At 39.6% G+C, this 14066-nt stretch carries 11 protein-coding genes; 2 read left to right on the forward strand and 9 right to left on the reverse strand.

Annotated elements, in window-relative coordinates; translation table 11 throughout:
• Positions 1–6: 6 nt before the first annotated feature.
• The 6 genes from BLO53_RS00630 to BLO53_RS00655 form a co-directional block, all read right to left on the reverse strand.
• Positions 7–846 (reverse strand): carbohydrate ABC transporter permease, encoded by an 840-nt coding sequence (locus tag BLO53_RS00630; protein ID WP_035789095.1) that lies wholly within the window; start codon positions 844–846, stop codon positions 7–9.
• A gap of 12 nt (positions 847–858) precedes the next feature.
• A complete protein-coding gene (locus BLO53_RS00635) occupies positions 859–1734 on the reverse strand; it encodes a carbohydrate ABC transporter permease (protein ID WP_092058256.1) in 876 nt (291 codons plus the stop codon).
• A 22-nt stretch (positions 1735–1756) separates the two neighbouring features.
• A complete protein-coding gene (locus BLO53_RS00640; protein ID WP_092058258.1) occupies positions 1757–2800 on the reverse strand; it encodes an ABC transporter ATP-binding protein in 1044 nt (347 codons plus the stop codon).
• Positions 2801–3002: 202 nt separating this feature from the next.
• A complete protein-coding gene (locus tag BLO53_RS00645) occupies positions 3003–4394 on the reverse strand; it encodes a PhoH family protein (protein ID WP_092058260.1) in 1392 nt (463 codons plus the stop codon).
• Between the two features lie 272 nt (positions 4395–4666).
• A complete protein-coding gene (locus BLO53_RS00650; RefSeq protein ID WP_092058262.1) occupies positions 4667–6310 on the reverse strand; it encodes a SulP family inorganic anion transporter in 1644 nt (547 codons plus the stop codon).
• Positions 6311–6468: 158 nt separating this feature from the next.
• Positions 6469–6696 (reverse strand): hypothetical protein, encoded by a 228-nt coding sequence (locus BLO53_RS00655; RefSeq protein ID WP_092058264.1) that lies wholly within the window; start codon positions 6694–6696, stop codon positions 6469–6471.
• A gap of 184 nt (positions 6697–6880) precedes the next feature.
• Between BLO53_RS00655 and BLO53_RS00660 the strand changes: the two genes are divergently transcribed.
• Entirely contained in the window at positions 6881–8824 is a 1944-nt protein-coding gene (locus BLO53_RS00660; RefSeq protein WP_092058266.1) for an asparagine synthase-related protein, read from the forward strand.
• Positions 8825–8888: 64 nt separating this feature from the next.
• Here BLO53_RS00660 and BLO53_RS00665 read toward each other — a convergent pair whose 3' ends face one another.
• The 3 genes from BLO53_RS00665 to BLO53_RS00675 form a co-directional block, all read right to left on the reverse strand.
• Positions 8889–9827, reverse strand: coding sequence for a hypothetical protein (locus BLO53_RS00665; protein ID WP_092058268.1), 939 nt, complete (start codon positions 9825–9827; stop codon positions 8889–8891).
• A gap of 303 nt (positions 9828–10130) precedes the next feature.
• Entirely contained in the window at positions 10131–10895 is a 765-nt protein-coding gene (locus BLO53_RS00670) for a flagellin (protein ID WP_176757093.1), read from the reverse strand.
• 432 nt (positions 10896–11327) lie between these two features.
• Complete coding sequence (locus tag BLO53_RS00675) at positions 11328–11765, reverse strand: hypothetical protein (RefSeq protein WP_143003188.1); 438 nt, start codon at positions 11763–11765, stop codon at positions 11328–11330.
• Between the two features lie 524 nt (positions 11766–12289).
• Here BLO53_RS00675 and BLO53_RS00680 point away from each other — a divergent pair.
• Entirely contained in the window at positions 12290–13867 is a 1578-nt protein-coding gene (locus BLO53_RS00680) for a helicase HerA-like domain-containing protein (RefSeq protein ID WP_092058274.1), read from the forward strand.
• Positions 13868–14066 lie beyond the last annotated feature (199 nt).

A 14066-nucleotide genomic window follows, 5' to 3' on the forward strand; every position in this document is an offset into this window, starting at 1 on the left:
ATAGTGTTATCCCTTAAGTCCACTCCTTGTTACACCTTCAATGATGTATTTTCTAAGGAACAGATATATGATGATGATAGGCATAACCAGCATACATGAAGCTGCCATTATAAGCTCTGTTGATGAACCAGCCTCAGTCTGGAATCTTACAAGACCATTTGACAATACTCTCATCTCCTGTGAGTTTGTTACAAGAAGTGGCCACAGGAATGCATTCCAGGAACTGATGATATTAAGGATTGCAATAGAGAAAATAGCCTGCTTGTTCATTGGAACCATGATCTTCATCATATATTTGAAGTCTGAACACTTATCTACCTTGGCTGCCAGATACAGTGACTCTGGAACCTGCATAAAGAAACGTGTCAGCAGATAAATGTAAAAAGCACTTGAAATCCAAGGAATGATCATTGCCTTGTAGGAATCAATCCATTTAAGGTTAATGATTGTCTCATAGTTTGTGATGATAAGCATTTCTCCAGGAATCATCAGTGTTGCAAGGAAAAGAGAGAACACTGTCTTCTTGCCTGGGAAATTCAATCTTGAAAAAGCAAATGCTGAAAGAACTGTAGTTACAAGAACTCCACATGTAGTGCAGGCTGTAACAATAAGTGTATTAACAAAATATCTCGCAAAAGGAGCTGCCTTCCAGGCTTCCTGATAATTGACCCACTGTGGCTCAGCTGGGAAAAATACTGGAGGCATCTGATTAAGCTCTGATGGAGTCTTAAGTGAAGATAAAATCATCCAAACAAATGGAAGGATTGTAAAGATTGCTCCGAAGATCAGAACCGCATATTTAAGTATTGAAGCTATGACATTTCCTATTTTTCTTTTCTGTGTCATCTTAATTTCCTCTTATTTTTTCTTCTTTTCACCAGTTACTCGAAGCTGAATCTGAGTCATTACAAGAATGATCAAAAACAGTACTACAGAACCGGCTGCAGCTATTCCATACTTGTAGCTATTGTAGAACTTGTCATAAATGAAGTACACAATAGTCATAGCCTTGTTGGCTGGGCCTGCCTTGCCCTGGAACAGTGAGAATACCTCGTTGTAAACCTTAAACGCACCGATCATTCCGATAACGCTTGAATAAACAATCATAGGAGCAAGCTGAGGAACTGTGATCTTGGTAAATACTCTGATCTTGGGTGTTGAATCAATTCTAGCCGCCCTGTAAAGGTCCTCAGGAATAGTCTGAAGCCCTGCAAGGAAAATAAGAATGTTGAAAGCCATACTCTTCCAAATAGCAAATATGATAAGAGCAGGCATAGCATATTCAGGACGATTAAGCCATGGAATAGGGTCTATTCCAAATATTCCAAGGAAATAATTGATAAGTCCATAATTACTGTTGAACATCCATCTCCAAACGATACCGATAGCAATTACACTGGTAACATAAGGAAGGAAATAAACTGTCTGGAAAAAAGCCTTAGTCTTCGTTGTGTTGTTGATAAGCACTGCTATAACAAGTGACAAAAAGATTGAAGCAGGTACAACACATATAACGTAAATACTTGTATTACGCAATGAAAGCGCAAAGTCAGGATCTGCAAAGAGAGCCTTGTAATTCTCAAAGCCTATTGAGCTGTAGGAGTGATTAATAATACTGTAATTTCCCAAAAAGCTCATGATAATGGCTCTTATAAGCGGATAAATGGTGAAAGCCGCCATAATAATAATAGATGGAAGGAGATATAAATATCCCTTAAAACTCTTCTTATCCATAATGTTCTCCCTTGTACCCTAATTAGAATCTTCCAATGAGCTTCTCATCCTTGTCAAATACAAGGATATGGCCTTCACGTACAGCAGCCTTCACAACATCGCCTTCTGAAACCTGCATGTAAGAATGTACAAGAACGCGAACATTGCTCTCGCCAAGCTTTGAAAACAGAAGAAGATCACGGCCTGTCATTCGAAGGTTATCAACTGCAAAAGAGATTCCATTGTCATCAAGAGTAAATGACTCTGGTCTGATACCTGCATGATAATGGCCATCTGCAAGCTGAGCACCTGTTCTAAGAGCAACATCACCACAAGAAATAACGCCACCCTTAACATCAACTTCTATATTATTGATTTCTGGAGTTCCAAGGAAGTTAGCTACAAATTCATTAGCTGGATTAAGGTACATTGTCTGAGGTACCTCGTACTGCTGAAGAACGCCTTCCTTCATAACTGCAATACGATCAGAAATAGACATAGCTTCTTCCTGGTCATGTGTTACGAAGATAGTTGTGATCTTAACTTCCTGCTGAATACGTCTGATTTCTTCTCTTGTAGCAACACGAAGCTTAGCATCAAGGTTTGATAAAGGCTCATCAAGAAGAAGAACCTGAGGTTTCTTAACAAGAGCTCTGGCAATAGCAACTCTCTGCTGCTGTCCACCTGAAAGCTCACTAGGTTTTCTGTTCATATACTGGTCAATCTTAACAACCTTGGCAATTTCAAGGGCCTCTTCTCTAGCCTTATCCTTCTTCATTCCACGGTTGATAAGTGGGAAAGTAATGTTATCCATAACTGTCATATGTGGGTAAAGAGCATAGTTCTGGAAAACAAGACCAATCTCTCTATCCTCTGGAGCAATATTAGTCACGTCCTTGTCTCCAAAGAATATCTTTCCGCTTGTAGGGGTTGTAAGACCTGACAACATAAAAAGCGTAGTAGACTTACCGCATCCCGAAGGACCAAGAAGACCAACAAGCTCTCCGTCGTTGATGTTAAGATTCATATGATCAACCGCATTAAGGCTGCCATAAGTCTTTGTCAGATTCTCAATTCTAATATCCATTTTTCACCTCTAATTGATTAAAAATAATACAAGTAAATAAAGTCGCAAATTTGATTATACTATATATTCACAGATTATTAAATATTTATTAACTTTTTCACAAGGTAGCCAAAAAGCCCATAAAATAAGGGCGGAGCAATCATCACTTTGGCTCCGCCCTTGAAAAATCTAGCTAAATTTTTTCAAAAAATTTTCGTTTCCTTTAAAAGTCCTTTTTATCTTTCATTCTGCCTATTGCATCCATGGCAAGTTTACTTCTCTCGCATTCTGAAGCCGAAAGTGATATTTGCCACGCCAACGGGCTCCCCTTCATATGTTCAGCCGCATATGACAAGCCATTAGTTCTCTCATCAAGGAAAGGTCTGTCAATCTGATTAGGATCTCCCAATAAAATTATCTTGGTATCCTTGCCAGCTCTCGTAATAATGCCCTTTGCCTGTGTAGGTGTCATATTCTGAGCTTCATCAATTATAAGATAAGTCTTAAGGATAGACCTTCCTCTAATAAAGTTAAGGGCCTCGCACTGAACAATACCTCTTTCAAACACCTCATCTGTCTTGCCCTGTAGTTCTTTCTCGTCTTTATACCTCTCCTCTTCATTGGAGTCAATGAGCTGCTCAAGGTTATCGATGATAGGCCTCATAAGTGGAGATATCTTTTCCTGCTCATCACCTGGCAAAAAACCTATATCATCATCAAACTGAGAATTGGGCCTGCAGACTAAAATCCTGCGATACTCCCCAGTTGGCCTGTTGATCATCTTCTCGAGTCCAACTGCAAGAGAATAGAAAGTCTTGGCAGTACCTGCCATACCCTTAACTATTACAAGAGGAGCCACCTCTGCAGGCTGCATAAGCGCCTCCTGAAGGAAGTACTGACCTGCGTTTCTGGGCTTGACTCCATAAGGTTGTGCCTTCTCAAATTCAAGCTTTTTGATAAAGCCTCCACACACCCTGCCCATCTGAGTCTTATTAGTGGATTGATCAGCCCTTATTACAATAAATTCATTTTCATAAAGCTCAGGTGCATACTTATTGCCTTCTTCATCACAACAATACACCTTATCTACAGGAATGCCCTTTTTCTTGAAATCCTTAAAAGCATCTTCCGGCGCATAGACAGAATTTCGGCCGCTATACTGCTCTCCCTCACCTGCAACCTGTTCAGTAGTAAAGTCTTCTGACTTAACTCCAAGAATCTGCGCCTTGATTCTCATCAGGATATCCTTGGTAACCAGAATAACCTGCTCTTTACTGCAATCACTAAGTCCCTTACAAACCTTCAGAATACGATTATCTGACTTGTATTCTGCCATATCCTTGGGAAGTTCCACATCCTTGAAATTCTTTTCAACTCTAAGGAACCCTCCATTGTCAAGCTCAACTCCCTTGACCAAATCCCCTGCGCCTCGTAGCTGCTCCAAAATTCGAATAGCTTCGCGCACATTAGCACCTCGCTCGCCTTCATCCCTCTTGTGGCCGTCGAGTTCCTCCAAGACTACCAGCGGAAGAACGACCTCGTTATCCTCAAAGCACTTCAAAGCGTGAGGTGCCTGAATCAAAACGTTGGTGTCCAGTACGTAGATCTTCTTCATGCGTAGGTCCCCCTCTATTTGTATGACTTATGAGTAAATTATACCATATCTTGTATTTTAAAGATTATTATTAATAAAAAAATTATAATATATCAACAGCTTATTTTATCCATAAACGTACAGTCGAACATGATATTTTGCAATAAAAAATGGTGTATTTCATAAATAAAGGAGACATAAGCATCTAGCCTAATGTCTCCTGTTTTATGTCTTTATTTCTTTTTTATTCTGTCATTTTAATAGAATAATATATATCAACTTTATTGAATGATTTAGATTTCAGCCGCTCTCTTGAGGGCATCATTTATATGAGGAAGGAAGTTGTCTCGTCCGACAAGATCAACGAATCCATCCTTTTCCATCGTATTCATAGGCTGCTCATTAACATGTGAAAATACAAGCTGAACGTTATTCTTCTTGCATCTATCGTACAGTTCCTCAAGAGAATGCATAGCTGTAGCATCGATTGCTGGAACACCACGCATTCTGATAACAAGAGCTCTTGTAAAGTCCTTAAAAGAAATCTCTGCTATCTGCTCAGCATCGCCAAAGAACATAGGGCCGCTGATCTCATATACTCTGACATGCTTTGGAATGTCCTTAAGTCCAGGGCCATCAGGATCATCATCAGGATCATAGTACTTCCAGCCGCGAACTCTTGACTCTTCGCTCATTCTCTTCATAAAGAGAACGCAGGCAAAGAGCATACCAACCTCGATAGCAACAACAAGGTCAAATACTACAGTAAGAACAAAGGTAGTAACAAGAACTATAATGTCACTCTTTGGAGCTGTCTTCAAAAGATGGATAAAAGTCTTGTACTGACACATATTGTATGCAACCATGAAAAGAATTGCCGCAATAGTTGGCATTGGAATAAGCGCTGCATAAGGCATGAGTACTAAAAGAACCAGTACAAGGCAGATTGAATGGATCATACCTGCTATTGGTGTTCTGCCGCCATTCTTGATATTAGCTGCAGTTCTGGCAATAGCACCTGTTGCAGGAATACCGCCAAATAGTGCAGAACCAATGTTACCAGCACCCTGAGCTACAAGCTCCATATTAGATCTGTGCTTACTGTCAATCATACTATCTGCAACGACACAGGACAAAAGAGATTCAATCGCAGCAAGAATAGCAATTGTAAATCCGTCTCCTGCTACAGATCTAAGTGTTGCAAAGCTAAATGTTGGAATCTTAAGAGCTGGGAGCTGTCCCTTTATCTCATAAAGATCTCCTATTGTATTAACATTCATATTAAGAAGCTTTACCATCAGGATTCCAACTATTACAGCTATTAAAGAGCCTGGAATCTTCTTGCTGATCTTGGGCCATACAATCTGAATAACAAGACAGATAAGTCCGACAATAAGTGCCTGATAATTAAAGGTACCTATATTCTTGCCAATAGCTTCTACTTTCTCAATAGTCTCAACAGTTGAAGTTCCTGCAGGATATGTAAGTCCCAAAAAATCCTTGATCTGACCAATTGCAATTGTAACAGCAATACCAGCAGTAAATCCTGTTGTTATAGTATAAGGAATAAACTTGATAAGTAATCCAAGCTTGAACACACCCATTAAAATAAGAAGAACTCCGGCAAAAATAGTAGCAAGCGCAAGTCCTTCCATACCCTTTGTTGCTACGATTCCAGCAACGATAGTAGCAAAAGCTGCAGTAGGCCCAGCAATCTGCACTCTGCTACCGCCTAAAAATGAAATAATAAAGCCTGCAACAATTGCAGTATAAAGACCTTCCTCAGGTCCTACACCTGATGCAAGAGCAAGTGCGATAGATAAAGGCAATGCAATGATGGCTACAATTATTCCAGAAATAAAGTCCTGGACAAACTGTTTGCCATTGTAGCCCTTCATAGCTGTAAACAGCATGGGTTTCAGTTTTTCGTTTTCCATAATTTCCTCCACATTAATGATGCCTATAAAACCGATTTTATTTATAGGATATTTCAAACCCAAGAAATTATAGCCCCCGAAATGGCCTTGGTCAATAAAAAGATCCCTAACCATTTCTGGCAGGGATCATATTTTTACTAAATAATTGTCCAAAAATATCAGCTAAGTCTGTCTATTACATCATCAACTGGGTCTGGTGTAACTTCTGGAGCTGGCGCTGGTGCAGGTGTTGGATTAGATGATGGTGCTGGATCTGGCTTTCCGAACCATCCAGAAACCTTTCCATCTCCTAAATAGGCGCCATCTAAAGAAAACTGGGGTTTCCAATCATGGCTTGTCTCTGCGATATCCAGGCAAGTAATTTCTGCTCTTTCCCACTTCTTCATACAGATAAATATCTCCTCTCTACTAATTGAATCGCGCTTAATCATATGATATTTTTATAGTCATGTAAAGAAATCTATCATAATTGTAAGATGTACTATATACCGTACAATCCGCTTGTTAACTATCGTTTTGTTATAAGAAACTTGATATCATAAAAATCTATACCTATAGAAAGAGGAATTTATGTCAGCAATTTGGGGTCTTGTAAAATTTGATAAAGAAAACTGTCAGACAGACAGCATGTCTTTTGAATATGAAAGAAAATGCAAATTAGACCGCATCAATGAAATCAAATCTGGTAATAGCCTTTTTGGCTTTGGTCTTCAAATAATTACTAATGAGGATGAAACAGAACTCATGCCCTACATTCTGGATACTGATGGAAATATCCTGGATACAGACTCTGATCCAAAGAAGCACAGAACCATAATTGTTGCTGATTGCATTATAGATAACAGAGACGAGCTTATTGCTGAGCTTTTAAATGTCAAAGACACATCCATTTCAAATGGACGTCTTATTTGTCTTGCCTACAAGAAGTGGAATACAGACCTAGTGCACTATCTTAAGGGAATTTACTCAGTTGCAATATTTGACATATGCAAGGAGCAGCTCTTTATCTTTACAGATAAAACCTCCAGCAGATGTCTTTACTACTACAAAACTCCATCTGCAGTAGTTTTCTCAACACTAATATCACCAATAAAGATGCTCTATCCTGAGCTTAAAAGAAATGAGACATATTTAAAGGACTTTTTATTACTCCCTGGCCTTATGCCAAATATATCTTCGACAGAAACTCCTTGGGAGAACGTTTTTATTGTAGAAGCTGGCTGCAGCGTAACTATAACAAAGGATTCCTGCATTCAGACAAGATACTGGGCTCCGGAAAAAATAAACCTTCCAAAGGACATAGACAAGTTAAAGAATATCTTTCTTGATACCTATAAAAATGCCGTTAAAAGAGCTGTCACAACAAATGGACAGGTAGGAATAGCCCTAAGCGGCGGCTTTGATTCTGCCTCAGTTGCAGCCCTTGCTGCCCCTTTACTACAGTATCAGGATAAGGATCTTTTTTCATATACTTATGTTCCTCATTACAATATGTCCGGTTTCTATCCTAAAAACCAAATCACAAACGAGTCCGGATATGTAAATGAGATAGTCAAGATGTATCCAAATATAAAGCCCACCTACACCGACAACGGCGGAAAGAGCTTCTATGGCTATGTAGACGAACTGGTTGATGTAATGGAAATTCCATTTAAAGCTTTTGTCAATATGCCTCTTCTTTTGGAAATCTACAAGTCTGCAGCCAAAAAAGGCTGCAAGGTATTTTTGAATGGCCAGACAGGCAATGCCAGTGTATCCTTTGGTGCAATCGAGGATACTATATATGACCTATATAGAAGAAAAAGATATTTATCTCTCTTTACATATTTAAGTAATTACTGCAAAGAGGCAGGAATCAGCAGAGCGCACGCATTTTCAGTAACACAAAAACTAATCTCTGCTATGAATAAAGAAGATGGTGGGCAGCAAGAACTCACTAAAGAATTATTAAATAAGTTTGTAAATTCAGATCTTTTAACAGATTACAGCCTGCGAAAAAGAAATCAGACAAACATAGCGCTTAACTTTTCTGAAGAACCTGTCTGTAAAAGGGAAAAAATTACATCTGTCATATATACACTTCCTGCTCTTTCCTATATCGGAGCCATGGAGACTAAGCTTGGGCTCTATACAGGAATTGTCATTCGCGACGCCACAAGAGATATGGAAATTTTAAACTTCTGTAACTCTTTTCCCTTTGAATACTACTGCTACGAAGGAACTCCCAGATACCTGATCCGTGGTTTTATGAAGGATCTTTTGCCGCGGTGCATTCTGTACCCAATCCTTAAAACAGGTATCCAGAGCAGCGACTGGATCTACAGGCTTACAACTGAAAAAGACAAAATATTAAGCAATATAAAGGAAAGATCAAGCGCTGAAAACTTGGATAAATACCTGAACAAGGCTGCAATAAATGAGTTCTTGGATGAAAGAAAAGATTTCAACCTTCAAACTGAAAATGAATATCTCTATCTTTTTATTACATATATATTTATGAAATACATAAAGTAGCATTTCTCTATAGTTTAACAAAACGAGTAGGCAAGAACCTACTCGTTTTTAATGATATAGCTTCCTATAGTTCGCTAATTATAGTCTCTAATTTATCAGCGATTATATCCTGCGAATCTCCCTCAAACGGTCTTACTATCTGATACACAGGGCACTTGGAAGCAAGCTTCATTGAGAGATTTATTACTTCCGGGTAATTTTCCCATGGTCCTTTTAGCACCTTGAGTAATAAACTATTGTTAAAGCCAAGGAACTGCTCAAAACCAGTAAGTTTTCTAATTGTAACTTCTTTTACATCTCCCACAGTGAGAAATGCCATAAGCTTTAGAGGTTGTGGTTCTGAAACAAAAACGTCTCCTACAGGAACCAGGAATTTGTCCTTGTCCTCATCTATGTAGATAAGGCCATCATGATCAAGCTTTCTGCTATCAACCTCATTTCTGCAGAGCTTTTGATATGGAAATGCCGGAAAAACCATATCTTTTTCTCCATCAAATTTCACAGCTGCCACATCATCAGCCATAATGCGGTAGCCACGTTCTAAGAGTTTTCTTGTAAGCGAAGACTTGCCCGCACCTGAAACGCCTGAAATAAGTACTGCTCCAGCAGGTACAAATTCGTTATTGTTTCCTTTATCAGGAATTACCACTCCGCTACAATGAATAGCAAGAGTCTTTTTCTGAAGAAGAAGCATTGCCATAGCATAGCCCAGGATCCATCCGGAAACCATAGCTGGAGAATACCCTTCTCTACATTCAAAAATTATCTCACGGCCAGCCCTTATTACATAGAAGCCGCCTTTGTTTTCAAAACAAGAATAATCAAGCCCTATATCATAGCGCCTTTTCGTGGCATCTTTTTCCTGAAGATAGCTTATAACCTCGCTCTTACAGTCGCCCTGTCTTATCAGGACATCAGCAAAAGAACCTTCATCTCCCTTTTCAAGCTGTATTAACTCAACTTCTGAATCTATATTAAGGCCATAAATCTTATATCTGAACATATTACCCCTTACTTCTAATATATATAGTCAATGCTGATACACCATCATTTTATAGATTGCCACCTATATTTACAACAAAAACATATAAAAATGGAATAATAAAGAGTCGCTAGCGGCTCTTTCGCGCCCGAGCGGTATTGCGAAGCAATAAACTTCATTTCCGCGAGGTGCGCATCCACAGCGGAGCGTTTATTATTGAATAGGAAAGCAATTTCCTATTCAATAATAAAAGGCTACAGCGGAAATGACCGCCATAGCCCTTATTATCAATAATATTTATCTAATACTTTGCCGAGTACTGTTTTATACGAATAAAGCCATATTCTGAGCCTGTTTATCTTCCTGTTGCTGCTTCTGAAGAACTGCCTGATAAGAATCAAGAGCCTGCTTGGTCTTGAGCTCCTGAAGAGCCTCTACAGCATTGTCTTCTTCTTTGTCCATCTGATAGCCATTAAGTTCCATGGCAGCATGTGAATTATAGGTAAGAGCATGATCAACGCCATTGGTTTCAGATCCTGTAGTAGATCTCATACCTGAAATCTTATCTATAGCATTATCAATCTTACTCATATCAAAGTCCTTGGTCACATCATAATCTGTGATTCCAAGAGCATCCGTTGTTGCATTGAATGTAGATACCTTTTCGCTAGAGCCATTACCGTCTGAAGCCACTTCCAAAGAATCCTCTTTAGTAAGGAGTTCTTTTTCATTAAAAGTTGTACCCTTGGCTGTTTCATTGATTCCATCAAGGTATTCCTTGATCTGAGCCTGTATACTCTGCTTATCTTCATCTGAAAGAGTTCCGTTGGCTGCTTTTACTGAAAGTTCTTTTATTGACTGAAGATAATCTTCAATGCCTGCCATAGCTCCTTCTTCTACATTAAGAGCTGACTTGGCAGATGTAAGATTTTCAGATCCTGCATCAAGACCATTTACCTGAGATTTGGTTTTCTCCTGGATTGCAAGTCCTGCCGCATCTTCAGAAGCTTTGTTAATAGTACCGCCTCTTGCTATGGTTGCATAAGCGGAATTATCTGAATATCCGCCTACGGATGATATGCTACTCATATTGCTACCTCCTTGAAATTTCCCTCGCATCCCTGCGAAAACACCTTGCATCCTTGCAATACTCGTCGCATCCCTGCCAGTGCATCCTTGCAAACTCTACAGGCCTCCGTGCCTTCCTTTGTTACTGCCATAGTAGCATCATGTTTTCAAAAAGGTTATTAAATAAGTATTAAATCCAGGGAAAAACGGCACAGAATTTCAGGAATAAGGAGCATTTCCGTAACTTTGTTCTAAAAAAGCATAATAATTCACAATTTGAAATTATTTTTTTCACTTTTTGAACACAATTTAGGTTTAGTATAATAATCAAGTTAGTGATGCAGCTCGGCTTACGAATCTATTCGAAGCCTAATCACTATCTCCCCCTCATAAGAAAATCGCAGGCACTCACGTCCCCCCGTGGGTGTTTTTGCGTTATATGAGGATTTTTTATTAGTTACCGTACTTCCCATACAGTTCAAGAAGCTGTGCCATCTCTTCTGGTGTAAGATTTTCTGCAGCATACTTTATAAGCGCATCCTGATCTCCATCAGCTACATATCCAGACACTTCAGATACAGTTTCTGCATCCATATGATTCTCAATTATCTCAGTTACAACTTCCTTATCTTCCTCAGTCATATTCTCTAAAACTTCTGCAACCTTAGGATTATCAGCAGCTATTTTTTCTGCATTTTCTGTGATCATATCAACAGTTTTTTCAGCAGCAGCTTTTTTTACAGACTCTTTTAACATAGGAAGAGCTACATTTATGAACAACAAAATAACAGCTCCTAAAATCACAAGTGACATCATAAGTTTCCCGAAACCACTGTTTTTACTGCGTTTTGCGGATTTTCTATATTCTTTATTTCGACTATTTTTTGACATTTTTTCTTATTCTCCTATACATTTTTTAGAATAGGTCATATTTCTTTTAGAGTTCGGTCACACTTTGGCAACACTTTCCCGTTATTATAATCCTATCAGAAGGATAAAACCTTCTGAACCCCCAACAATACTTTTTTTCATACACGGGTTGTCTGGTTCCCCACTGGGCAACCCCTCCTCCCAAAAATACACCACCTATAATGGTGGTTTTTTTATGGCCATAATACAATACATCTATACTGGCACAGCTGTTGCACTTTTTCATCGCATTTTATTTTCTTTATTTCTTTTAGGTTATTTTTAGGTTGAGATCGTATAGTAATCTTCAGAAAGGATAAACACTTTCATAACAACTTTTTTACACCAGCCAGGGTTGACCTCATACAGCCCTGGCACTCCCTAAAAGTCAATTCAGACAATTCTTTTTTCGTATTTTTCCTACATCAATCAACATAAACAAATAAAATAGTATTATAATTATCTCTATATAAAGGCCGTATTTACGCGGCAGAATGGAGAAAGGTATGTATAAAGACGGTAAAGTTTGGGTGGCAAACACTGAAAACGGGGAAAATGTATTTCTTTTGCCAAAAATGGCTAATCGCCATGGTCTTGTTGCAGGGGCAACTGGAACTGGTAAGACTATAACTCTTAAGGTTCTTGCTGAATCCTTTAGCGACATGGGTGTTCCGGTATTTCTTGCTGATGTCAAGGGTGATCTGTCTGGAATGGTACTCGAAGGCGCTGATTCAGAGGATATGCAAAAGAGAATTCAGAAATTTGGTCTTGAGGAAGCTGGCTTTAAGTATCAGAAATATCCTGCAGTGTTTTGGGATGTTTTTGGCGAAAAAGGTATTCCTCTTCGCACTACTGTCTCAGAGATGGGCCCACTTCTTTTATCCAGGATTCTTGGCCTTAACGACCTTCAAAGTGACATTTTATCAATAACCTTCAAAATCGCAGATGACAATAACCTTCTCCTTGTAGACACCAAGGATTTAAAGGCCATGCTCAACTATATCTCAGAAAACACCAAGGAGTTTGCTGCAGATTATGGAAATATCAGCAAGGTGTCTATTGCTGCCATAGTTCGTGCTATTGTGGCCCTTGAGATTGCAGGCGGCGATAAGTTCTTTTTCGAACCAGCCCTGAACATAAGAGACTGGTTTGCTACAGGCGAAGGCGGCAAGGGAATGATCAACATTCTCGATAGCACAAGCCTTATAAATAACGGTCAGCTCTACGCTACTTTCCTTCTATGGATGATGTCAGAGCTCTTTGAGACTCTCCCTGAAGTTGGGGATCTTGATAAACCCAAGATGGTATTTTTCTTTGACGAAGCGCATCTATTATTTGATGATGCTCCTAAGCTTCTCATGGACAAGATTGAGCAGGTGGTCAAGCTCATCAGATCCAAGGGTGTTGGTATTTATTTCGTAACTCAGAACCCCAGAGATATTCCAGATGGTGTTCTGGCTCAGCTGGGCAATAAAATCCAGCATGCGCTCCACGCTTATACTCCATCAGATATGAAGGCTGTAAAAGCTGCTGCTGACTCCTTTAGAGAAAATCCTGAATTTAAGACATCTGATGTTATTCAGGAGCTTGGAACCGGCGAAGCTGTTGTATCCTTCCTGCAGGAAGATGGTACTCCTTCAGTTGTGCAGAGAGTTAAAATTCTCCCACCTCAGTCTCTTATGGGCGGTATTGACTCTGCAACAAGAGACAAAGAAATCAAGGGAAGCGTTCTCTACAGCAAGTACTATGAGCCTGTAGATCCTGATTCAGCTTACGAGTTCCTTGAGAGAAAGGGACTTGCTGATGCCAAGGAAGCCGAGAGATTAAAGGCCGAGGCAGAAGCTGCCAAGGCAAAAGAAAAAGAGGAAGCCGCAGCTGCAAAGGCAAAGGAAAAGGCAGAGGCTGCGGAGGCTCGCAAAAAGAAGCAGGCTGCAAAGAGCGTTGGAAACGCAGTTGCCGGTACTGTAGGCCGCGAAGTTGGTAAAACTGTTGGCGGCAAATTCGGTAAGTTTGGTAAGACTCTTGGAGGAAACCTTGGTGCAAGCCTTGGAAGAGGAATCCTTTCAACATTCTTCAAGTCCTGAAAATTGAAGAGTTTGCTAGTGTGCAGTAATGTGCAGTTCTCGGACGAGGAGATAATTCATAGAACAAATCGAGTAGAAGACGGTCAGTCTTCCTACTCGTCTGCGAGCCGCTGGTCAGCTTAGCTGACATATTTCATATCAGCGGCTCTGCAATATATAAGAACCATCTGACTGTTTTGAACAAGGTTGAAAGTCAGAT

The sequence above is a fragment of the Butyrivibrio sp. INlla14 genome (assembly GCF_900102515.1).
In the GTDB taxonomy this organism is placed as follows: Bacteria; Bacillota; Clostridia; order Lachnospirales; family Lachnospiraceae; genus Butyrivibrio.

Coding starts and splice junctions, on each gene's coding strand:
- BLO53_RS00655 (WP_092058264.1), bottom strand. CDS start 6,696: ATGAAGAAGTGGGAAAGAGCAGAAATTACTTGCCTGGATATCGCAGAG.
- BLO53_RS00650 (WP_092058262.1), bottom strand. CDS start 6,310: ATGGAAAACGAAAAACTGAAACCCATGCTGTTTACAGCTATGAAGGGC.
- BLO53_RS00640 (WP_092058258.1), bottom strand. CDS start 2,800: ATGGATATTAGAATTGAGAATCTGACAAAGACTTATGGCAGCCTTAAT.
- BLO53_RS00660 (WP_092058266.1), top strand. CDS start 6,881: ATGTCAGCAATTTGGGGTCTTGTAAAATTTGATAAAGAAAACTGTCAG.
- BLO53_RS00630 (WP_035789095.1), bottom strand. CDS start 846: ATGACACAGAAAAGAAAAATAGGAAATGTCATAGCTTCAATACTTAAA.
- BLO53_RS00665 (WP_092058268.1), bottom strand. CDS start 9,827: ATGTTCAGATATAAGATTTATGGCCTTAATATAGATTCAGAAGTTGAG.
- BLO53_RS00675 (WP_143003188.1), bottom strand. CDS start 11,765: ATGTCAAAAAATAGTCGAAATAAAGAATATAGAAAATCCGCAAAACGC.
- BLO53_RS00645 (WP_092058260.1), bottom strand. CDS start 4,394: ATGAAGAAGATCTACGTACTGGACACCAACGTTTTGATTCAGGCACCT.
- BLO53_RS00680 (WP_092058274.1), top strand. CDS start 12,290: ATGTATAAAGACGGTAAAGTTTGGGTGGCAAACACTGAAAACGGGGAA.
- BLO53_RS00670 (WP_176757093.1), bottom strand. CDS start 10,895: ATGAGTAGCATATCATCCGTAGGCGGATATTCAGATAATTCCGCTTAT.
- BLO53_RS00635 (WP_092058256.1), bottom strand. CDS start 1,734: ATGGATAAGAAGAGTTTTAAGGGATATTTATATCTCCTTCCATCTATT.